Here is a 20,644-nt window from a genome sequence, read left to right as displayed (position 1 = left end):
TTATCTGCTCGTAGAGATAATAATTGTTCATTTCTTGTTGAAAAGATGTATTTTATTCCGGATATATGATGATAAAAAAAGTGTGAACTCTTGAATGAATTGTTCGTGGATTACATTATCTTTGCAAAAAAAGAAAGAATGGAAAGCTTGAAACAAAGGAGAACAATCCGAAAATACCAGCAGAAGGATATTTCTGCTGATTTGTTAAATGATTTGCTTGAAACCTCTTTCCGGGCTTCTACAGTCGGGAACATGCAGGTTTATAGTGTGATTGTGACGCGTGATGCAGAGCGTAAAGCCAAACTGGCGCCTGCACATTTCAATCAGCCGATGGTTCGGACGGCGCCGGTAGTGCTTACTTTCTGCATAGATTTGCGCCGCTTCAGCAAGTGGTGTGAGCAACGTAAGGCTGAGCCGGGATACAACAACTTTGAGTGGTTTGTGACGGGGGCTGTCGATACCTTGCTGGTGGCACAGACTTTTTGTGTGGCTGCCGAGGAGAAGGGGTTGGGCATTTGCTATCTGGGAACTACCACTTACAACCCTCAGATGATTGTCGAAGCGTTGGAGTTACCGGAATTGGTGTTTCCCATCACGACAGTCACAGTGGGATGGCCTGCCGAACAGCCGGAACAAGTGGACCGTTTGCCGCTGGAGGCCATTGTACACGAAGAGGTTTATCATGATTATACTCCTCAGGACATTGACCGGTTGTATGCCTATAAAGAATCGCTTCCTGAGAACAAGCAGTTCATCTTGGAGAACAATAAGGAAACGCTGGCGCAGGTCTTTACAGATGTGCGTTATACGAAGAAAGACAGTGAGGCAATGTCGGAGAATCTTTGGAAGATAATGAAAAAGCAGGGATTTTGAAAATTAAGGATTAGGGATAAGGGATAAGGGATAAGGGGTTAAGCTAATGCATACTTAGCTGCATTTAATCCCTTATCCTTTATTCTTATCCTTTTTTCAGTGCGGCTTGAATCTCGTCGATTTCCGCACGGAATGATTTGTCCACCTCTTTCAGTTCTTTGATGGTTTTACATGCATGCAATACGGTGGCATGGTCTTTATGTCCAATTAGCGCACCGATTTTTGCAGTAGAGAAGTCTGTATGGTTTTTGGCTAAATACATGGCTATTTGTCGTGCTTGCACCACTTCCCGCTTTCTGGATTTTGTGTGGATGGTGGCAGTTTCCAATCCGAAGTGCTTGCATACGGTGTTGATGATTTCATCGACAGTCACTGCCTTGCTTTCGCTGTTCACTACCTTGCGGACGATACGTTGCGTCAGTTCCAGGTCTATTTCTTTATTGTATATGGTGGAATGCGCCATAATGGAAATGACGATGCCCTCCAGGTCACGTACACTGTCGCCCACGTTCTCTGCAATATAGTCAATCACTTCCTGGGGGAACTGCAGGCCGTCACGGTGTATCTTGTTGCGCAGAATGTTCTTGCGGAGTTCTACGGTAGGTTTCTCCAGCTCAGCCACCATTCCCCATTTAAAACGTGTAATCAGACGCTCTTCCATGCCCTGCAGCAATACCGGTGCACGGTCGGAAGTGAGGATGAGCTGCTTGCCGTTCTGATGCAGATGGTTGAAGATATGGAAGAATGTATTCTGCGTTTTGGTCACGCCGGCAAATTCCTGAATATCATCAATGATTAGAATATCAATGGTCTGGTAGAAGTTGATGAAGTCGTTAGTCGTATTGTTACGTACGGAATCGGTGTATTGCACTTGGAATAGGTGTGCAGATACATACAATACCCTTTTCTCCGGGTATAGTTCCTTGATTTTGGTTCCGATAGCATTGGCAAGATGGGTTTTGCCTACACCTGATGCTCCGTATAGGAACAGCGGATTGAAGATTGTTTTAGCCGGATTGAGAGCGACAGCTTCTGCAACGCTGCGCGACAGCTTGTTGCTGTAACCTTCGATGAAGGTTTCAAAGTTGTATTCTGGATTAAGGTGCGGGTCAAGTTCGGGGACGGGAATCTGCGGAATCCTTTTGTCCATCACTTGTTTTTGCGGTATGATGGTACGCTGTGTAGACTCCAGGTCGACGGTTTTCCGCGAGCTCTTGTCCACCATTACGTTATACATCAATTTAGTTCCCTCACCAATGACCTTATAGAGAGTCTTGCGCAACAAATCAACAAATTTGTCCTCCAAAAACTCATAGAAGAACTGGCTGGGCACTTGTACGACCAGCGTTTTGTCTTCATATTTTAAAGGTATGATGGGAAGAAACCATGTTTTGTATGTCTGCTCCGGAACATTGTCTCTGATGATTTCAAGACAGCGGTTCCACAGCCCGACATGATCTATTTCACTCATAACGGCTATAAATACATTTATTAATTAAGCATAACTTCTACGATTGCAAAATTGGCAATCTTATTCGAGAAAAACAAATCCTTTTTTTCTTGCGTTTTTAGGGAAAGTAATAAGCTCTTTACTTTCAGCTACTTATCGGTTACTATGAGTATACTCCTTATATAAGGTGTGTTGCATTTATCTAATACTTTGTCATATAGTGGTTTATGTAGCTTTGCGTCTCTTGTTTTCTTTCTGTGCCCAGAGCAGGAAAAAGCCCTTTTTCGCTCCTTGTATAGAGCAAATGAGGGCTTTCCTTTTAATTCCTTTATAGACTTATTATTTAGACAAAATCTATATAACGTCCATCTTTTACTTATCTTTCTTGCCGAATAGGGAGAAATGGACGTATCGTTTCGGATGCGATTTCAAGTCTTCCAATAAACTTGCTGCGTTGGCAGTGGTGGCGTTCAGATTATTATATAGAGAAGGGTCGTTTAGCAAAAGTCCGACGGTATTGTCTTTCTGGTTCAATTTGTCTGTAATCATTTTTACATTGTTCAAAGTTGCGTCTACCTTTTGCATGGCGGCAGCATAATCTATCTCCTTTAAGTTGTTGGAAATGAGTGCAAAGTTGTCTCCAATGGTATTGAGCTTGCCGGTCAGTTGTGGAATATCATCCTTCATTAGAGTTTGCAACTGGCGGCTTGTGACGGCCATACTTGCTGTTAAATCTTGTACGTTATGCAAGGTTGCAGGGATGGCGGGGTCGGCCAGTATGACATTTAAGGATGCGAGGATGGAATCCAGCTTGGGCAGCATCTTCTCTACTTGCGGCATCATGGTGGCAACTTTTTCCATCATTCCGTTGTTCAGCACGCCGGGGATTGTGTCTCCAATCTGGTATTTCTCCCGCGGGTTATTGGCAAGCAGCAGGTTCATCTTTACGCCGCCAAGCATTTCGGCTGCCAGTTCTGCCGTACTTCCTTTGGGAATGCGCAGCTCTGGGTCAACATCTATTTCGGCAACGACTTTGCCCGGTTGGGTATAGTCGTAGTACAAGTCGCGGACAATACCCACGCGGAAGCCGTCGGCAAAGACCGGGCTGGATTTTGTCAGCCCATTGACATTCTGGAATTTCACGTAGAAATAGCTGGAGGGCTTGAACATATTTATCCCTTTCAGGTAGTTGATGCCGTATACCAATATGCAAAGTGCAGCTATGCCTGCTATTCCTATTCTAACTTCTTTTGTAATATACTTCATGATGTATCTTTTGTTATTTATTTCTGTTCTTTTTAAATTCGCTGATGGCTGTGTTGACGTTTATCTTTTCTCCATTCTTGAACGCAATGATGAATGCGTCCTTGAATTTGTCCGTAATGCTACGTTTGCTGCGCAGCACCTTGTTGTAATCGGGTGATGCGCCGTACGTATATTTGTAGATTCCGCCTTCTTTATAATAATCCACGTCTTTCAGTCCTTTCAGTCTTTTGTCATTCTTGGCCAGAGGACGTGAAGAAGTGAGTATCTGTATCTTAAACACGATGCCGCTCTGTTCTGTTTGGGAAACGGCTGCATTTTCTGACCTTTGCGGGCGCTGGGCAGCTTGGTTACTCTCCGCTTGAGGTGCATTTTTCTTTTCCGGTGTCGCTGTAGCTGCGTTGCCTTCTTCTTGAACGGGCTCGGGTACATCCTCCGGAAGAATGGTATTGCTGCTTCCGTTCAACCGGATTTCCTGCTCGCGCTTATAGGTGAGGAAAGCGCGGAAGATACCGTTGGCAAGTGAGGTGGTTCCTGCTTCAGTGTTCAGGTACCGTTCCTCTTCCGGTGTGGAGATGAATCCGAGTTCCACCAGTATGCTTGGCATGGCACTGGCCTTCAATACCAGAAAACCTGCCTGGTGCACGCCCCGGTCTGTACGTTTGCAGGTTTGGCGGAAATGCTTTTGTACGAGGGAGGCGAGGTGCACACTCTGTGACATGTATTTGTCTTGCATGAATTCGAAGATGATGTAGGACTCTGCCGAGTTGGGATTGAAGCCGGCATACCGCGTCTTGTAGTCGCTTTCGTAGAGGATAACGGCATTTTCGCGCTTGGCTACTTCCAGATTGGCATCCGATTTTGCCAGACCCAGTGTCCAGGTGGAGGCTCCTTTGGCCGTCCGGTTTTTGGCCAGGGCATTGGTATGTATGGAGATGAACAAATCAGCTTTGGCGTTATTGGCAATTTCAGCGCGCCGGTCCAGGGGGATGAATATGTCCCGGTCCCGCGTATAGATAACTTTTACATCAGGGCAGTTCTTCTTGATTTGTTTGCCAAGTTTGAGTGCTACATTCAGGTTGATATTCTTCTCTTTGGAAATTTTTCCCACTGCACCCGGGTCGTGTCCACCGTGTCCGGGGTCTATAACGACAACAAAGTCTTTCGCTTCAGCGCTGCCACTGCAAAAGGGGGAGATAAGCAGCCCTAAGCATATACTTATATATAATATGTATCGTCTGTATAGTTTCATATAATTGTAGCAAAGACAATGCTTCCTTTTCGCTTGGCAAATGTAGTGGAAATTTATAGAAAACTAATGGATTATGTTCAGTTTTATTGTTCTTCTTCTCATTTTTAGTGGAATTAATGTCTGTGTTTGAGCAATTAGTGGCTTAATGTATTGATAATATGCGTAACTTTGCGGTGGATAATTAAAATAGCAAATCAAGTATGCTGGTTCGTTTTATAAAGAACTGGACGTTGCCTTTGGCAATGCTTGCCGGTACTTTGGGATATTTCTTTTTTGCAGACATTCCTTTTGTGGCGCCTGCCAAACCTTATGTGAATGGGTTAGTGGCTTTCCTGACTCCGCTTTTGATTTTTTCCCAACTTCTGCTCACTTTCTGCAAGGTGGAGGTGCATGAACTGAAACCCAAATCGTGGCATGGATGGTTACTGCTGTTCCAGACGGTTTCTTGCTTGATTGTTGCGGTATTGTTGGTGTGTTGCCCTATGGAGGAGGTCTACCGGGAAGTGTTTGAAGGTGCGATGGTCTGCCTCATTTGTCCCACTGCGACTGCTGCGGCTGTCATTACCGGTAAACTGGGTGGAAGCGCATCCAGCCTGACGACCTATACGTTGTTGTCCAATCTTCTGGCGGCTGTGGCTGTTCCTTTGGTTTTCCCGTTGGTGGAGCCTCATGCTGACATTACTTTTTTTGTTGCATTCCTGAAAATTCTGAGTAAAGTCTTTCCATTGCTGCTTTGTCCTTTCTTGCTGGCATGGTTTCTGCGTGCGTTTGTGCCGAAGGTGCATCATTTTCTGTTGGGTTTCCATGATGCAGCCTTCTATTTGTGGGCGGTAGCTCTTGCCATTGTCTCAGGGCAGACGGTACGTTCATTGGTCAATAGTGATGCACCGGTATTTGTTGAACTGCTGATAGCCCTGGCGGGACTGATAACCTGCTGTATACAATTCTATTTGGGAAAGAGAATCGGCGGTCATTATGGTGAGCGCATCAGTGGAGGGCAGGCGCTGGGGCAAAAGAATACGGTGCTTGCCATCTGGATGGCATATACTTATCTTAATCCGTTATCTTCCGTCGGTCCGGGATCGTATGTGCTGTGGCAAAACATCATCAATAGTTATCAGCTGTGGAAGAAAAGGAAAAATGAGACGGAATAACTGCTGAGTATTTTACATCTTATTTGCTTTATGGACATAGAGGGTGGTTGCAACAATTATCAGTACAAATGCCATAATGAGGAATATTATCCGGATAAGACGATGTTTTGAAAATAGGTTGGCCATGCAGGCAGAAGCCACGCTGAAACGGGCTATTATAGAATCAATTGTGGCGTTTTCGAAAAAGACTGATGCAATACTCCATAGTGCAATAATGGTTAATATAGCATTGGCTGATAAACAAAGAATTTTATCAAGTGGCATTCTAAATACTTTTCTTGTTCTCATATATAGGACTCTATGTTTAACTCCTTTCATTCCTGCCTTTCGCTGAATCAGCCAAAGGATAGGGCAAAAATAAAAGAGAACTTCCTGACAGAATCAATATTGTCTTGGAATATTGTTAAATGATTGAATTTCTAAACCTATGTTTATTCTTTGCTGTCAAAACTCTGTTTGTGTCTGATGCGGCTCATGTGAATAGGGGTTATTTTCAAGTAAGACGCAATTTCTTTTAGGGGTACCATTTGTAGGATTTCTGGACATTTTTTAAGAAGTTGGAGATAGCGTTCTTCCGATGTAAATCTGAACAAATCCAAGTAACGTGAATACGACTGAAAAAATAATTGTTCGGCTGCAATGCGGGCTATTCGTTGATTTTCTTTGTTCTCTTCAAATTCTTGTAGAAGTAATTCGGAAGAACAGATGTAGATTCTACATGGGGTTATTGCTTGTATATTCAATTCAGATTTTATGTCGTATAAACAATTGGGATAATCAGAGATAAATTCATTGGCAAAAGAAAAACCTACATTATATGTTTTGTTTTCAGTTTGGTTGATGCAGGTATATTTGATTACACCGGATACAATAAACCCGAAGAAAGAACCGACTTCTCCCTCTCGGAGGATAAATTCATTTCTTTTATAATACCGTAGTTCTCCGTTTCTTAAACACAGTTCCCTAAAAGTCAGTGTCTATATTGCCCATGTATGAATTAAAATCTGTCATTTACAACACATGTTTTTCGAAAGGTACAAAATTATTATTTTATTCCTGATTTTTTGTCATTGTTGGTAAGTTGGTTGTGGATTCTCTTATTATAATACTTTAAAAATTTAACTTCACCTACGTTTTTTAAAAGCTTTTGGTTTTCAATGAAGTTTTGTCCGTATTTTAGCCAACGTTTGGTAAATCTTTTGAATTTAGTACATGGGAAATCAGAACACTGGAAACAATGTGTTATTCTTTTTTCCAAGCAACATAAATGGAATGTTTTACATTTTTCACAGCGAGAACCATTCTGTTCTGCTCCTTTGCAGGGACTTTTTTCTCTTGTGTATATGGGACAACCACCACAAAAGACACCACAAGCAGGAATACGTCCGTTATACGATTTCATTCAGCCAGCCTTTTCGCCATCCAAAAATTGGTGAGATAAAGTTGGTTGGCTTTGCGTTTCTGTTCCACTTCTACTATATAGCCTCTTTTCTCAAAGAATGGACGGGCTGTCAGGCTTACTTCTGATGTAATTCGCATGATTCCTCTTGCGGTTGCATACCGTTCTATCTCATTTAGAAGTATGGTAGCAATGCCTTTACCTTGAAAATCTTTATGAACAAACATAGAATGCAAATATCCTTGGTGGGTAATGGATGAAAAGCCGACAATCTGTGACTGTTGATTGGTTGCTACAATAAAATAATGTGTCTTAATCATTTCTTTTATGCGGGAGAGGTCGTTTCCGCACGATGCCCAATCTGCCACTTCTGCTTCTGAATAGTCACGCTTGTTTATATGGAGGACTGTCTCTTGAAACAAACTCATAAGTTCAAGGGCATCAGACTGTTGGGCAATTCTAATTGTAAAATCTGTATTCATGTTTTTAAGTGCTAAAATGTATGCTTTTAGATGTTCCATGTTCTAACAGAAAGTTTTTCAATGTATTTATTGTGTTTGCAAAGATAATTTTTTCATTTCTAATTTATTGGTTTAGGAAACCAAGTTGTTGATTCTCTGCTTCGAATATAAAAAGTATGCGAATTTTTTATGAAGCATGGGAATCTGCTTTCAATCGCCAGCCAATGGCTGATGAATTTAACCGGGTAGATTTCTTGTCAATCGGTTTCAGACCTGCTTATAAGAACAATTTATAACAAAGTACTCCCAATAAAAGCAAGACTAAAGCATATGCTGCAAGAATCGTCTTTGCCCTGAATAGATGTTCTTTATCTGATAATTCCTTTTCAGTAGTATTTCTTCGGATTTCTTCTATTTTCTCAATGGTTACATCGGCTCTCTCAGGACCTTTCCTTTCTACAAGGTATTTGTAGTGCTCCCGCATCCGTCCTCTGCTCAACTTGCGGAGAGCACGGTTCTCTTTATCCCTTTGTAGCATGTCATTGATGCAGCCTAATGTTCCCATAAGCAGATTTTTATCATGTGTAAGCAAAATGGTTTGCTTGCACGTGTACTAAGATACGGCATTTATGTCGCTTTCGCAAGCGATTTTGTGTTTTTTGATATAAACTGATGTGACGATACGATTTTGATAGTTATGTTAACTCATTGTCTGCCAGAGAGTAATTTTGCCAACCCATTGTCATGCTTTTGGCAAACTTTTGCCATGCCTATGGCAAAGTCTTGCCAATAGGGTGGCAAAATCTTGCCAACTTGTCGGCAAGAAAGACATACACTGTTCCCTATACCTTTATTATAGTGTGATAGCGTGACAAGTGTTTTTCCTTTTTAAAACTTTTGTGTAGAATGATGATGGGCTTCTTTTATTCTGTTTTGCCGGACGGCATCAGCAGTTCTTCTTCATTGTAGCGCGGTCGGTCCTTCACCTCAATGTATATTTTGCCGATGTATTCGCCTACAATCCCCAGCGACACAAGTATCACACCTCCTACCAGCCAGACGGAAATCATCAGTGATGACCATCCGGGGACGGCGTTATGCTGTGTGTAAGAGTGAAGTGTCCATCCGGTGACACACAGTGCCACAAGAATAAAGATGCAGCCTATCCAAAAAATCATACGGACCGGTTTGACGGAAAAGGAAGTGATACCGTCGATGGCAAAATTAAGCATCTTCCGGAAAGGATACTTTGATTCTCCGGCAAAACGCTTGTCACGATTGTAGTACACGCTGTCCGTCTGGTAGCCGATGAGGGGAACCAGCCCTCGAAGAAAAAGGTTGCGCTCGCGGAAGCGGCATAGGTGTTGTATAGCCCGCTGGCTCATCAGGCGGTAGTCGGCATGGTTGTAGACGGATTTTACCCCCATTGCCTTCATCAGCCGATAAAAGACCAAAGCGGTGTTGCGTTTGAAGAAAGTGTCGGTCTTCCGTTCTTTACGTACGCCATAAACGATGTCATTGCCCGCTTTATAGCTGTTTATCATGTCCGGAATCACCTGGATGTCATCTTGCAAGTCTGCATCAATGGAGATGGCTATCTCGCAACGCTCTTTTACTGCATTGAGTCCTGCTAGCAGGGCATTCTGGTGTCCTACGTTTCCTGCCAGGTTCAGTCCGCAGGCATAGGCCGTATTTTGGTGCAGTTCTTTGATGATAGCCCATGTCTGGTCGGTGCTTCCGTCGTTTACATATAATATATAGCTTTCCGGGGAAATTTGCCGGGCTTGTATCAGCCGGTCGAATAATTGGCTCAATCGTTTATGGGTTTCATGCAGCACTGCCTCTTCTTTGTAGCAAGGTACGACAACGGCGAGTATGGGAGAGTTTTCCATCATAGAACAAATCTTTTTGCAATATTCGTAAGAAATCGGGAGAAAAACAAATTATCACTCTTTTCTTTTGAAAACGAAACGTACGAGTAAGAAGTTGACCGGAATGGCGATGGCGAAAACCGGAATGGGGGCCAGAGGTTTGGGGATGCCCATCCAGAGAGAGAGGTTCAGCAACCCCATGTGTAGCAGATAGCTGCATAAGTGTGCCCCTCCAAATCCGAAGGCTTTTCTCCATGAGGGCTTCCGGCCGAAGGTAAAGTAAGCAGTCAGATAGAAATTGGCGATGAAGCTGAGAGCATATCCCAGTGTATAGGCTATGTTTACATTGATAACCCATTGTAATACAAAATACAATCCGTAGTGCAGAGCTGTCGCAAAGATGCCCACCATTACGAAGCGTACAAATTCCGGTAGTTGTTTCAGCCGCTTCATCTTAACATTAAATATCTACTCTCTGTTGCCATTATCATTGGGGCGGCAAAGTTAGGCATTGTTTCAGAATTATTTGTAATTTTGCTTTGCGAAATTAAGCTGCATCTCAGCAAATTGCAAATAAATTTGCATCTGCTTTCGGTTTGCGCTATCTTTGCGTCCAGAAAACATAAAAAACAAATAAGGTATGTCGGACAGAAAGAAGGCGTTCTGGTTTATTGCGCTGCTGAGTGTGCTTGTGGTTGTTCCCTTTCTGGGAGAAACCATTTTTTATTCCAAGGGGGAACCGCGGGAGGCGATTGTTGCCCTTTCTATGCTGGAAAGTGGAAACTGGATACTTCCGGTGAACTATGGTACTGATATTGCTTATAAACCCCCTTTCTTCTACTGGTCAATAGCCGCCGTCTCTTCCCTTTTTGGAGAGGTGACGGAGTTTTCCGCCCGTTTCCCGTCTGCATTGGCTTTTTTAGCCATGCAGTTAATGTTCTTTGCCTTTGTGGCAAAACGTAAAAACGTTCAAACGGCGTTTCTGGCCTCTATTCTTCTTTTGTCTTCTTTCGAGGTGCATCGGGCGGCTGTCGCTTGTCGGGTCGATATGGTTCAGGTTGCCTTTATCGTTATTTCCCTTTGTCTGCTGTTCCGCTGGGATGAGAAGGGATGCCGCGGAGTGCCCTGGCTTGCGGTGTTGCTGATGGGATGTGCCACGTTGACCAAAGGGCCGGTAGGCTCCATATTCCCTTGCGCGTGTATCGGTGTGTATCAGTTGTTGCGCGGACGTTCTTTCTGGAAAGCGTTTTTCTCGTTGGTAGGTATCGGCTTGCTTTCTTTTGTTCCTTATTTAGCTTGGGTATACGTAGCTTACAGACAAGGTGGACAACCGTTCCTCGATTTGGTTCTGGAGGAGAATACCGGGCGGTTTATGGGCAAAATGTCCTACGAGTCCCATGAAAATCCTATATGGTATAATTTCCTGACTTTGATTTGGGGATGGATTCCCTGGACGTTGGTTCTGGTAATTTCCTTGTTTGGCTTGAAGTGGAAAAACATGCGTTGTCTGCCGGAAGGGGAGACCCTGCTGTTGCGGTTGAAGAAGGGCTGGACTGCTTTCCGCAACCAGTCTCCGGTACAATTGTTCACGTGGCTGGTCATTCTGATAATCTTTGTCTTCTACTGCATCCCCAAGAGTAAGCGGAGCGTTTATCTGCTTCCCATCTATCCGTTTATGGCAGTGCTGATAGCTGAGTATCTGTTGGCTTTGGTACAAAAGGGGGCACGAGTTTTCAGGATTTGTGCAATCATCTTTGCTTCTTTGGGCTTGTTGCTTACGCTTGTTTTTGTCGTAGTTCGTCTCGGCCTGGTTCCCGACAGCGTTTTTGGAAGCGGACGCCATGCCGCTGAGAATGTAGCCTTTATGCATGCGTTGGAGGATGTGGCTTTGTCTGTTCCCAAGTGGCTCCTGGTAGCGCTTCCCGTAGTAGCCGCTGTCTGCACATTACGCATGGTGATAAAGCGTGCGGATAGCCGGTCATTATTATATGGCATAGCAGGATGTATGCTCTGCCTTTTCGTATCATTGGATTCGGTTTATCAGCCCACGGTGCTGGCTGTGAAATCAGATAAACATTTGGCTGAAAGGGTCAATACGTATGTTCCGGAAGGTGTGGTCTATTCTTACTCGAAAATGAGTTTCTATGGTGTTAACTTCTATCTGAAAGACCGCATGCGGCACATTGAAAAGGAACGTCCGTCCAGCGAGGAGGGCTATTTGTTGGTTCCCGTAAAGGAGGAGGAGAATATGTTGGGAGAGCTGGAACAGACGTATCATCTGGAAAAGATATTCCGTACAGACAGACGCAGTTGTGATATGCGTAATGAAATCTGCATGTATAAATTTAGGGCGATTGACATTCATAACCCATAATTTATAACTCATAACTCATAACTTAAAATGAATCCGATAGATATCATTAACAAATATTATCCGGAAGAGAATGAGTTGCGGCATATACTGTTGACGCACAGCCGTTCCGTAGCCGACAAGTCGTTATGGATTGCCGACCGCCATCCGGAACTTTCATTGGATAAGGATTTTCTGTACGAGGCTGCCATGCTGCACGATATAGGCATTTTTCTTACAGATGCGGCAGGTATCCATTGTTTTGGCGACAAGCCTTATATCTGTCACGGTTATTTGGGAGCCGACCTGATACGCGGCGAAGGCTATCCCCGCCATGCTTTGGTTTGTGAACGCCATACGGGTGCCGGACTTTCATTGGAGGGAATCATTGCGCAGGATTTGCCCGTACCGCATCGTGAAATGGTTCCGGTCAGCTTGGAAGAACAAGCTATCTGTTTTGCCGATAAGTTTTATTCAAAAACTCATTTGGAAAAGGAGAAAAGTGTAGAAAAAGCCCGAAAAAGTTTGGAACGTTATGGTGAAGAAGGGGTACGGCGCTTTGATAATTGGTGCGAACAGTTCTTGTAGCAATCTAAATTTCTTTAAAAAGGGAGATTATCCGTATAAATTATGTACTTTTGCCCCTCCAAGCGTAAACTATTAGTTAATGACGCCATTGAAAGCAAATACATTCATATCATTCATACTACTATTCGTCTTGCTTCTTCTCTCCGGTGGGGCTGCTTCTCAGCGCCGTAGAGCGAAGGTCGCGCCTCCGAATATTCAGCGGACAGACACGTTGCAGGTAGGGGATAGTTTGCAGATGGGAGACTCCCTGCAAGGGGGAAAGGGGCTTCCTGCCGATTCGTTGCAACAAGATACGGTAGCGGCTGCGCCTCCCAAGAAGGATGCATTGGATGCTCCCGTAGCCTACGAAGCCAATGACTCCATTGTATTTACGCAGAGTGGCTTTGCCCATCTTTACGGCCAGGGAAAGGTGAGTTATCCGGGTGCTGACCTGGAGGCTGATGTCATCTCTATGGATATGGACAACAGTACGGTTTTTGCCCGTGGCGTGGTCGATTCTGTAGGAACAGCCAAGGGAAGACCGGTCTTCAAAGACGGGGACACCTCCTACGAAACCGATACTATCCGTTATAACTTCAAGAGTAAAAGAGGTCTTATCAGCAATGTTGTCAGCCAGCAGGGCGAGGGATACGTGACCGGTAATAATGCTAAGAAAGGGAATAATGATGAACTCTATATGAGGAGCGGTCGTTACACGACTTGTGACCATCATGACCACCCCCATTTTTATATGCAGATGACTTATGCCAAGGTACGTCCGAAAAAGAACGTGGTGACGGGACCTGCCTATCTGGTAGTAGAGGATGTGCCGCTTCCGCTTGCCGTTCCATTTTTCTTTTTCCCGTTTTCTAGCAGTTACCAGTCCGGTTTTCTGATGCCTACCTATATGGATGACTCCAATCGTGGCTTCGGTCTGACGGACGGTGGATATTACTTCGCCATCAGTGACCAAATGGACTTGAAGCTGCGGGCGGATATCTTCACGAAAGGTTCTTGGGCGCTGAATATGGAGTCGAACTATGTGAAGCGTTACAAATATTCCGGTTTGCTGCAGGCAAGCTATCAGGTGACCAAGACCGGTGACAAAGGCTTGCCCGACTACTCGGTTGCCAAAGACTTCAAGGTGGTGTGGTCTCACCGGCAGGACCCGAAAGCGAGTCCGAATTCTACCTTTTCTGCCAGTGTGAACTTTGCTACCAGTAGTTATGAGCGTACCAATATCGGCAATATGTACAACTCCCAGGCAATGTCGCAGAATACCAAGACTTCCAGTGTCAGCTATTCGCGTAACTTTCCCGACCAGCATCTGAGCATCTCCGCTTCAGGTAATATTGCCCAGACCATGCGCGACTCCTCTATCGCGGTGACTTTACCGGACATGACCATTTCCTTGAGTACCATTTTCCCTTTCAAGCGCAAACATGCAGTGGGAGATGAAAAGTGGTATGAGAAGATTTCCGTTCGCTATACTGGCCGTGTGAAGAACAGTATCAAGACGAAGGACAATCTGTTGTTCAAGAAGAACCTGATACGCGATTGGGAGAACGGTATGCAGCATGAAATTCCGGTAAGTGCCACGTTTACTTTGTTCAAGTACTTCAATGTGACGCCTACCGTAAACTATACGGAGCGTTGGTACACCCGCAAGGTGAAGAAGGACTGGGACGATGAGCAAGGCAAGGAGGTGAATGATACGACCTACGGTTTTCACCGTGTATACGACTACAGTGCCAGTCTGGGTATCAATACCAAAGTTTATGGTATGTACAAGCCATTGTTCATGAAGAAGAAGGAGATACAGATACGTCACGTCATCACTCCCTCCATCAGTTTCAGCGCTGCGCCCGATTTCACTTCGTCCCGTTTTGGCTATTATGACTCTTATATAAAAGACCAGAACGGCATTCGCGATACCGTGCAGTATTCCTATTATGCCGGTCAGGTGTTCAGTCCGCCAAGTGGAGGAAAGCAGGGGCTTATCAGTTTCAATATCTCCAATAACCTTGAAATGAAGTTCAAGGATAAGAATGACTCTATCCGCAAGGTGAGCCTGATTGACGATTTGAGTATGGGTATCAGTTACAACACGGCTGCCCAGGTGCGTCCTTGGAGTGACTTGAGCTTTAATCTCCGTCTGAAGTTGAGCAAGAGTTATACGTTGAGTATGAGCTCTACCTTTGCCACTTATGCTTACGAGTTTGATGAGAACGGAAGGGTGGTGCCCGGTAACCGTACGGAATGGTCGTATGGCCGTTTCGGTCGTTGGTCGGGATATGGTACGTCGTTCAGTTGGACCGTGAACAATGATTCGTGGAAGAAAATAAGGAACTTCTTCACCGGTCAGAAGGATGACGAGGAGCAGGGCCAAGACCAGAATGCCTCGACGGAGGAAGACGGTGACATGGAGGGGGAAACTACCGAGGACGGCACTCCGAAGAAGAAGAAGGAAAAGGCTGCTGCCGATGCTGACGGCTATCAGGTATTCAAGATGCCTTGGTCTATCAACTTCAGTACCGGTTTCAATATTACGGAAGACACCAGTAAGCCCATTAATCGTAAGAACATGCGCTATCCGTACAAATTCAGCCTGAATTCCCTTAATATAAACGGTAACGTCAAGCTTACCAATAAATGGGCTGTCAGCTTCAATTCCGGTTATGACTTCAATGCGAAGGAGATAACGCAGACCGCTTTCAACATCACACGTGACCTGCACTGTTTCAGCATGACGGCTGCCATATCACCTTTCGGACGCTGGAAATACTATAACTTTACCATCCGTGCCAATGCAAGTATCCTGCAAGACTTGAAATGGGAACAGAGAAGCCAGACTCAGAGTAATATTCAGTGGTATTGATGTTTACCAAATTATTTCCGTCTCTCCATGTTCCCGCAAATACTCGTTTGTTTTGCTGAAATGCTTGTTCCCGAAGAAGCCGTTATAAGCGGATAGGGGAGATGGATGTGCCGAGGTAAGTACCAGATGTCGGCTACGGTCGATGAATGCCCCTTTACGTTGGGCGTAGGCTCCCCAAAGAATAAATACAAGATGCTCTTTTTCTTCGGCGAGAATGCGGATAGCCGCATCTGTAAATGTTTCCCAACCTCGGTTTTGGTGAGAACCGGCTTGGTGTGCACGTACGGTGAGGGTAGCATTGAGCAGCAATATGCCTTGCTCTGCCCAGCGTGTCAGATTGCCGGTAGTGGGGGCATCAGTGCCAATGTCATTTTTTATTTCCTTGAAAATATTAAGTAAGGAAGGAGGGAAAGGAACACCGTCATTTACGGAGAAACAAAGTCCGTGTGCTTGTCCCGGACCATGATAGGGGTCTTGACCGATTATCACGACTTTTACTTTGTCAAAAGGGCATAGGTTGAATGCATTGAATATCAGCTTTCCCGGAGGATATATTGCATATTTCCCATATTCGTCCCGTACAAAATCAGTCAATGTACGGAAATAATCTTTCTCAAATTCAGGTTGCAGATGTGCTTTCCAGCTTTCTTCTATTTGAACATTCATACTAATTGGATCTGTTAGTAGTTTCGGATGCTAAAGTACAAAATAAAAAATAAAGTCCAACCTTTTGAGGGGGTGAACTTTATATTATATGACGGGATAAATGTATATCAAATCAGGTGTATATTGTGTTCCTTGCACTCTTTGCGCATATCTTCCGGCCAGATACTGGCTTGTATCTCACCGATATGCGCCTTGCGCAGATAGAACATACAGAGGCGGGACTGCCCTATACCGCCACCGATGGAAAGCGGCAGTGTATCATTCATCAAGCGTTTGTGGAAGTAAAGTTCCAGGCGTTCCTCTTCGCCTTCCTCTTTGAGCTGGCGAAGCAGGGCTTCCTTGTCTACGCGGATACCCATGGAGGAAAGTTCGATGCTGCGTTGCAGGATGTGGTCCCATAGCAGGAGGTCACCGTTCAGTCCGGGGAGGTCGTTCAGCCCTTTGCTGGTATAGTCGTCGTAGTCCGGGGCGCGTCCGTCGTGCTTCTTGCCGTCGCTCAGCTTGCATCCGATACCGATGATGAACACTGCACCGTATTTCTTGCAAATGGCATGTTCGCGGCATTTGGGTTCCAAGTCCGGATACAGTTGGCGCAATTCTTCGGCATGGATAAAGTGAAGTTTCTGGGGCAGGCAAGGCTTGATTTGCGGATACATCTCATATACCATATATTCTGTGCGCACCATAGCTGCATAGATACGGGTTACTATCTCCTTGAGGAATTCCACATTGCGGTCTTCGGCAGTAATGACGCGTTCCCAGTCCCACTGGTCTACATAAAGGGAATGCAGATTGCCCAGTTCTTCATCGGCACGGATGGCATTCATGTCTGTGTAGATGCCATATCCCGGTTCGATATGGTATTCGGCAAGCGTGAGGCGTTTCCATTTGGCGAGGGAGTGCACCACTTCAGCTTTGGCGTCGCCCAAATCTTTGATAGGGAAAGTTACGGCACGTTCCACTCCATTGAGGTCGTCATTGATACCCATTCCTTTCAATACGAACAGTGGAGCTGTCACACGTCGCAGGCGCAGTTCGGAAGAGAGGTTCAATTGGAAGAACTCTTTAATTTGTTTAATCCCTAATTCAGTCTGTTTTAGGTCCAATAAAGGTTTGTAACCTTCAGGTGTTATCAGGTAGCTCATAAATTTATTCAGTATAACTTCTATTAAATTGCTCGGCAAAGATAGGAATAATATTGATACTTGCTTCTGTTTTGTGGGAAAAAAGAACAAAATGTTTGTGTAATTGCGGTTAGTCTTCTCAAAGTAATAATAAAAATATTCCTCGGTTTGATATAAAAAGCGTTTGAATGTTAGGAATCTGCTAATTTTTTTATACTTTTGCATCCACATTTGGCTCCGTAGCTTAGTGAATAGAGCGTCAGATTCCGGTTCTGAAGGTCGTGCGTTTGAATCGCACCGGGGTCACAAAGAAAGGAACTCCCTTTGCATGAATACTTTGCAAAGGGAGTTTCTTTTTATACAATACATCCAGAAAAGTCAACCATACGGTTCTCTTTCTTGTTATAATTTCCATAGAGTTAGAGGTATGAAACAAATAATATTTATTTTTGCAATGTTAATGACTTGTCTGTCCTATGCCGGTAAGCCGGAAGGACGGTCAGAAAGGAGAACAGACATGAAACCAATGAAAGAGATTTATCTGGCAGGAGGATGTTTTTGGGGTACCGAACATTTCCTGAAACAAATAGAAGGTGTGGAGGCTACCCAGGTGGGATATGCCAATGGAAATATAGCCAATCCTACCTATCAGCAGGTATGTACCGGTACCACGGACTTTGCCGAAACCGTAAAAGTACAGTATGATCCCGATGAGGTGGACTTGCCTTTCCTTATCGACCTTTATTTCAAAACGATTGACCCTACCAGCCTCAATAAGCAAGGGGGGGATAGAGGTACACAGTATCGCACGGGTATCTATTATACGGATACCGCCGACCTGCCCGTTATTCGTGAAACCGTTGACCGGCTGGCTGCCAACTACTCCCGTCCGTTGGTTGTAGAGATAGAGCCTTTGAAGAACTTCTATCTCGCCGAAGATTATCATCAAGACTATCTGGACAAAAATCCTGGTGGATATTGCCACATTAACCCCACCTTGTTCGACCTGGCACGTAAAGCGAAGATGAAGAAAGAAGGAGATGGCGAGTATTTAAACCTGGAAAAGTAACGGACAATGGATATACTGTTAATAAGTAATGAAGATACGTGCCGCAGCCGTATCGCGCAGGAACTCCTGCATGCATTTGGCAGGGGAATGAATATCTCTACGGCAGGAATTATGGAGGGGAACTGCGTTCCCGATGCCGTGTGCAATGTGATGGAACAGAATGGTTTCAGCGTGTCTCGCAAGAAACCGTCTGGTGTCGGGACCTATACGCACCGGTCGTGGGACTACGTGATTACCCTATGTAAAGAAGCCGGAGAAGAACTGAAGTTTATCACTCTGGATGCCAAGCAGCAGGTGCATTTTGATTTTGAAGATCCCTTTAAAAATCGTTTTCAAAATGAAAGTGAGCAGGAGAAACAAGTTGCCTCACTCTATGAAACCATGTACCGGCGGCTGTATGAATTTTACCGCGATGAACTGAGTGAGCAGCTGTTGCCTCGTTGTACGTGCGGTGCAAACACCTATTGCCGTTGTGAATAGTGAAATATGTGTTTTTTTTGAAGCAATCTCTTGACTCGTCCCTAAGGGCAGGACCTATCTTTGCTTCATAAACAAAATGCGCATGAGTTTATGAAGAATAAAATGAAGTTTAAAATCGGAGAGTTTTCCAAACTTTGCCAAGTGACCGTTAAGACGCTTCGTCATTATGAAGAGATAGGATTGATGATACCCGTTGAAGTGGATGAGTGGACGGGGTATCGCTATTACGACATCAGCCAGCTCCGGTGTATGAGCCGTATTGTTTACCTCAAGCAATTAGGGTTCAGCCTCGAAGAGATATCCGAGTTGTTTGCCGATGGCAAGGAATTTCCGGATGCTGAATTGTTGAAGGTTAAAATAGAACGTTGCAAAAACGAGATTGAACACTTGATATGGCGGCAGACCGAACTTGCCAAATTGGAAAATTTACTCCATAAACAAGAGAATGTTATGGAAAAAGTGTTTAAGAAATCCCTCCCTTCAAGAATTTTTGCTACCCATCGCCGTAAAATAGACTCTTATCAGGAACTGTTCAATCTTTGTCCGAATATTATCGGGCCTGAAATGTACCGTTTGGGTTGTGAATGTCCTGCCCCGGAATATTGTTTCACGGTGGAATATGATGAGGAATATGGGGTTGATATTGATATCGAGTTTTTTGAAGCGGTGGCTGAACGCAAGGAAGATTCGGAACTGATTAAATTCAAGGAACTTCCGGAAGTACCGGTTGCGCTCTGTGTCAACCATTACGGTGCTTATGAGCATATGCCCGAAACTTTCGCCGAGCTTTTTGCGTATGCCGAGGCAAATGGATACGAGGTCATTGACCGTCCCCGGTTTTGCCATATTGACGGCATTTGGAACAAAGAAACGGTGGATGAATGGATGACGGAAATTCAGTTGCCCATCAAACTTTCTTAATCAGCCTTTGATTTTTGCGGAAAGCTTTCAACCGTGAGAATACCTAAAAATAGGGATAGGTAGTCAACTTATTTTCTGCGAACTTTGCAGACTGAAAAAAGAATTGAAATGAGAAGCCTGCATATTCTGTTTATATTGGTAGTTGTCACTTGGCTCGGTTTTCCGCTGAGAGCGCAAGAAGCTATTTCTATCGGGACTCGCCACACTTTGTTTTCGCATGTCTTGAATGAGGCTAGAGAATATTGGGTGTATGTACCTGCAACCCGCCCGGGTGAAAAAGAGGAAAGTTATCCGGTTCTTTATTTGCTGGACGGTGATTCTTTTTTTCATTCGGTGGTAGGTTTTACTCGCTTGTTTTCCACCTCCAAAGTTTCTTCCTTACCGCCCTGTATCGTTGTGGCTGTCCTGAATACAAACAGAACCAGAGACTTTACGCCAACCTGTTCCGCTGCCCGGCGTGACGGAACTGTCCGTCCGGGCGATAAACCGGAAGGGGGTGGGGCAGGACAATTTTGCCGTTTTCTGACGGAGGAGCTACGCCCCGCAGTGGAACAAGACTTGCCGGTGAATGGACAACACTTGTTGGCCGGACATTCTTATGCCGGGTTGTTCACGCTGCATGTTTTGCTGAATTATCCCGGTACATTTGATACATACATCGCCATAGACCCCAGTTTATGGTGGGATAAAGGATGTTTTCAGAAACAGGTAGAACGGCAGGTAGATAAGGTTGACTTTTCAGGAAAACAACTGTATGTTGCGTTTGCCACTCAGCCGCGTCCTGATAGGAAGCTGAGCCACTTTTCCCTGACAGATGATTTTATAGGGAGTGCAGTTCCTCGTATGGAGAAGCGGCATTTGCGGGT

The 20,644-nt window shown here is 44.6% G+C and carries 20 protein-coding genes, 1 tRNA gene and 1 pseudogene; 10 read left to right on the top strand and 12 right to left on the bottom strand.

Annotated features, from left to right (window positions below; translation table 11 throughout):
• Positions 1–138: 138 nt before the first annotated feature.
• A complete protein-coding gene (locus tag ABUA47_RS06440; protein ID WP_044468986.1) occupies positions 139–873 on the top strand; it encodes an NADPH-dependent oxidoreductase in 735 nt (244 codons plus the stop codon).
• Between the two features lie 85 nt (positions 874–958).
• Here the strand turns inward: ABUA47_RS06440 and dnaA are convergent, their stop codons facing one another.
• The 3 genes from dnaA to ABUA47_RS06425 form a co-directional block, all read right to left on the bottom strand.
• On the bottom strand, positions 959–2,344 hold the full coding sequence (dnaA, locus tag ABUA47_RS06435; RefSeq protein ID WP_005827286.1) for a chromosomal replication initiator protein DnaA: 1,386 nt from the start codon (positions 2,342–2,344) through the stop codon (positions 959–961).
• Between the two features lie 351 nt (positions 2,345–2,695).
• Positions 2,696–3,589: an MlaD family protein gene (locus tag ABUA47_RS06430; RefSeq protein ID WP_005827282.1), complete on the bottom strand. Its 894-nt coding sequence runs from the start codon at positions 3,587–3,589 to the stop codon at positions 2,696–2,698.
• A gap of 13 nt (positions 3,590–3,602) precedes the next feature.
• Positions 3,603–4,838, bottom strand: a complete 1,236-nt coding sequence (locus tag ABUA47_RS06425) for an N-acetylmuramoyl-L-alanine amidase (protein ID WP_005827280.1) — start codon at positions 4,836–4,838, stop codon at positions 3,603–3,605.
• Between the two features lie 200 nt (positions 4,839–5,038).
• Here ABUA47_RS06425 and ABUA47_RS06420 point away from each other — a divergent pair, with 200 nt between their 5' ends.
• Entirely contained in the window at positions 5,039–5,992 is a 954-nt protein-coding gene (locus ABUA47_RS06420; protein ID WP_035449132.1) for a transporter, read from the top strand.
• A gap of 12 nt (positions 5,993–6,004) precedes the next feature.
• Here ABUA47_RS06420 and ABUA47_RS06415 read toward each other — a convergent pair whose 3' ends face one another.
• The 7 genes and pseudogenes from ABUA47_RS06415 to ABUA47_RS06385 form a co-directional block, all read right to left on the bottom strand.
• Positions 6,005–6,280: a hypothetical protein gene (locus ABUA47_RS06415; protein ID WP_022401417.1), complete on the bottom strand. Its 276-nt coding sequence runs from the start codon at positions 6,278–6,280 to the stop codon at positions 6,005–6,007.
• Between the two features lie 143 nt (positions 6,281–6,423).
• Positions 6,424–7,003, bottom strand: a pseudogene (locus ABUA47_RS06410) (Crp/Fnr family transcriptional regulator).
• A 34-nt stretch (positions 7,004–7,037) separates the two neighbouring features.
• Positions 7,038–7,394, bottom strand: coding sequence for a DUF3795 domain-containing protein (locus ABUA47_RS06405; RefSeq protein ID WP_005827267.1), 357 nt, complete (start codon positions 7,392–7,394; stop codon positions 7,038–7,040).
• Positions 7,391–7,873 (bottom strand): GNAT family N-acetyltransferase, encoded by a 483-nt coding sequence (locus tag ABUA47_RS06400; protein WP_035449346.1) that lies wholly within the window; start codon positions 7,871–7,873, stop codon positions 7,391–7,393. Before ABUA47_RS06400 ends, ABUA47_RS06405 begins: the two co-directional genes overlap by 4 nt.
• A gap of 256 nt (positions 7,874–8,129) precedes the next feature.
• On the bottom strand, positions 8,130–8,417 hold the full coding sequence (locus tag ABUA47_RS06395; protein WP_005833188.1) for a hypothetical protein: 288 nt from the start codon (positions 8,415–8,417) through the stop codon (positions 8,130–8,132).
• A gap of 358 nt (positions 8,418–8,775) precedes the next feature.
• Complete coding sequence (locus ABUA47_RS06390) at positions 8,776–9,747, bottom strand: glycosyltransferase family 2 protein (protein ID WP_022401421.1); 972 nt, start codon at positions 9,745–9,747, stop codon at positions 8,776–8,778.
• Between the two features lie 51 nt (positions 9,748–9,798).
• Positions 9,799–10,176, bottom strand: a complete 378-nt coding sequence (locus ABUA47_RS06385; RefSeq protein ID WP_005827252.1) for a GtrA family protein — start codon at positions 10,174–10,176, stop codon at positions 9,799–9,801.
• Positions 10,177–10,363: 187 nt separating this feature from the next.
• On the opposite strand from ABUA47_RS06385, the gene ABUA47_RS06380 reads away from it, so the two are divergent.
• The 3 genes from ABUA47_RS06380 to ABUA47_RS06370 all read left to right on the top strand — a co-directional run bounded on the left by ABUA47_RS06380 (position 10,364) and on the right by ABUA47_RS06370 (position 15,518).
• A complete protein-coding gene (locus tag ABUA47_RS06380) occupies positions 10,364–12,097 on the top strand; it encodes an ArnT family glycosyltransferase (RefSeq protein ID WP_022401422.1) in 1,734 nt (577 codons plus the stop codon).
• Between the two features lie 27 nt (positions 12,098–12,124).
• Positions 12,125–12,661: an HD domain-containing protein gene (locus ABUA47_RS06375; protein WP_005827246.1), complete on the top strand. Its 537-nt coding sequence runs from the start codon at positions 12,125–12,127 to the stop codon at positions 12,659–12,661.
• 79 nt (positions 12,662–12,740) lie between these two features.
• Positions 12,741–15,518, top strand: coding sequence for a putative LPS assembly protein LptD (locus ABUA47_RS06370; protein ID WP_005827242.1), 2,778 nt, complete (start codon positions 12,741–12,743; stop codon positions 15,516–15,518).
• Positions 15,519–15,521: 3 nt separating this feature from the next.
• On the opposite strand, the gene ung is transcribed toward ABUA47_RS06370, so the two are convergent.
• Positions 15,522–16,184, bottom strand: a complete 663-nt coding sequence (ung, locus tag ABUA47_RS06365) for a uracil-DNA glycosylase (protein WP_005827240.1) — start codon at positions 16,182–16,184, stop codon at positions 15,522–15,524.
• 107 nt (positions 16,185–16,291) lie between these two features.
• Positions 16,292–17,329: an aspartate--ammonia ligase gene (gene asnA / locus ABUA47_RS06360; protein ID WP_008664075.1), complete on the bottom strand. Its 1,038-nt coding sequence runs from the start codon at positions 17,327–17,329 to the stop codon at positions 16,292–16,294.
• 212 nt (positions 17,330–17,541) lie between these two features.
• On the opposite strand from asnA, the gene ABUA47_RS06355 reads away from it, so the two are divergent.
• From ABUA47_RS06355 to ABUA47_RS06335, 5 genes are all read left to right on the top strand, one after another.
• Positions 17,542–17,614: transfer RNA gene (locus ABUA47_RS06355), tRNA-Arg, on the top strand.
• A 211-nt stretch (positions 17,615–17,825) separates the two neighbouring features.
• Positions 17,826–18,377 carry a peptide-methionine (S)-S-oxide reductase MsrA gene (gene msrA / locus ABUA47_RS06350; protein WP_225982599.1) on the top strand — a complete coding sequence of 184 codons (552 nt, stop codon included), beginning with the start codon at positions 17,826–17,828 and terminating at the stop codon, positions 18,375–18,377.
• 6 nt (positions 18,378–18,383) lie between these two features.
• Positions 18,384–18,857, top strand: coding sequence for a hypothetical protein (locus ABUA47_RS06345; protein WP_005827232.1), 474 nt, complete (start codon positions 18,384–18,386; stop codon positions 18,855–18,857).
• 90 nt (positions 18,858–18,947) lie between these two features.
• On the top strand, positions 18,948–19,778 hold the full coding sequence (locus tag ABUA47_RS06340; RefSeq protein WP_035449128.1) for a MerR family transcriptional regulator: 831 nt from the start codon (positions 18,948–18,950) through the stop codon (positions 19,776–19,778).
• A gap of 108 nt (positions 19,779–19,886) precedes the next feature.
• Positions 19,887–20,644: alpha/beta hydrolase (locus tag ABUA47_RS06335; protein ID WP_349831466.1), on the top strand; the 758-nt coding region annotated here is incomplete at its 3' end.

It is taken from the genome of Bacteroides sp. RTP31139st1_H2_RTP31139_211217 (assembly GCF_040227615.1).
Taxonomy (GTDB): Bacteria; Bacteroidota; Bacteroidia; order Bacteroidales; family Bacteroidaceae; genus Bacteroides; species Bacteroides uniformis.
This window is presented reverse-complemented; position numbering and strand designations above follow the sequence as displayed.

Bases quoted from the DNA above. Each gene is read 5' to 3' on its own strand.
- ABUA47_RS06440 (WP_044468986.1), top strand. From the start codon at position 139: ATGGAAAGCTTGAAACAAAGGAGAACAATCCGAAAATACCAGCAGAAG.
- dnaA (WP_005827286.1), bottom strand. From the start codon at position 2,344: ATGAGTGAAATAGATCATGTCGGGCTGTGGAACCGCTGTCTTGAAATC.
- ABUA47_RS06430 (WP_005827282.1), bottom strand. From the start codon at position 3,589: ATGAAGTATATTACAAAAGAAGTTAGAATAGGAATAGCAGGCATAGCT.
- ABUA47_RS06425 (WP_005827280.1), bottom strand. From the start codon at position 4,838: ATGAAACTATACAGACGATACATATTATATATAAGTATATGCTTAGGG.
- ABUA47_RS06420 (WP_035449132.1), top strand. From the start codon at position 5,039: ATGCTGGTTCGTTTTATAAAGAACTGGACGTTGCCTTTGGCAATGCTT.
- ABUA47_RS06415 (WP_022401417.1), bottom strand. From the start codon at position 6,280: ATGAGAACAAGAAAAGTATTTAGAATGCCACTTGATAAAATTCTTTGT.
- ABUA47_RS06405 (WP_005827267.1), bottom strand. From the start codon at position 7,394: ATGAAATCGTATAACGGACGTATTCCTGCTTGTGGTGTCTTTTGTGGT.
- ABUA47_RS06400 (WP_035449346.1), bottom strand. From the start codon at position 7,873: ATGAATACAGATTTTACAATTAGAATTGCCCAACAGTCTGATGCCCTT.
- ABUA47_RS06395 (WP_005833188.1), bottom strand. From the start codon at position 8,417: ATGGGAACATTAGGCTGCATCAATGACATGCTACAAAGGGATAAAGAG.
- ABUA47_RS06390 (WP_022401421.1), bottom strand. From the start codon at position 9,747: ATGATGGAAAACTCTCCCATACTCGCCGTTGTCGTACCTTGCTACAAA.
- ABUA47_RS06385 (WP_005827252.1), bottom strand. From the start codon at position 10,176: ATGAAGCGGCTGAAACAACTACCGGAATTTGTACGCTTCGTAATGGTG.
- ABUA47_RS06380 (WP_022401422.1), top strand. From the start codon at position 10,364: ATGTCGGACAGAAAGAAGGCGTTCTGGTTTATTGCGCTGCTGAGTGTG.
- ABUA47_RS06375 (WP_005827246.1), top strand. From the start codon at position 12,125: ATGAATCCGATAGATATCATTAACAAATATTATCCGGAAGAGAATGAG.
- ABUA47_RS06370 (WP_005827242.1), top strand. From the start codon at position 12,741: ATGACGCCATTGAAAGCAAATACATTCATATCATTCATACTACTATTC.
- ung (WP_005827240.1), bottom strand. From the start codon at position 16,184: ATGAATGTTCAAATAGAAGAAAGCTGGAAAGCACATCTGCAACCTGAA.
- asnA (WP_008664075.1), bottom strand. From the start codon at position 17,329: ATGAGCTACCTGATAACACCTGAAGGTTACAAACCTTTATTGGACCTA.
- msrA (WP_225982599.1), top strand. From the start codon at position 17,826: ATGAAACCAATGAAAGAGATTTATCTGGCAGGAGGATGTTTTTGGGGT.
- ABUA47_RS06345 (WP_005827232.1), top strand. From the start codon at position 18,384: ATGGATATACTGTTAATAAGTAATGAAGATACGTGCCGCAGCCGTATC.
- ABUA47_RS06340 (WP_035449128.1), top strand. From the start codon at position 18,948: ATGAAGAATAAAATGAAGTTTAAAATCGGAGAGTTTTCCAAACTTTGC.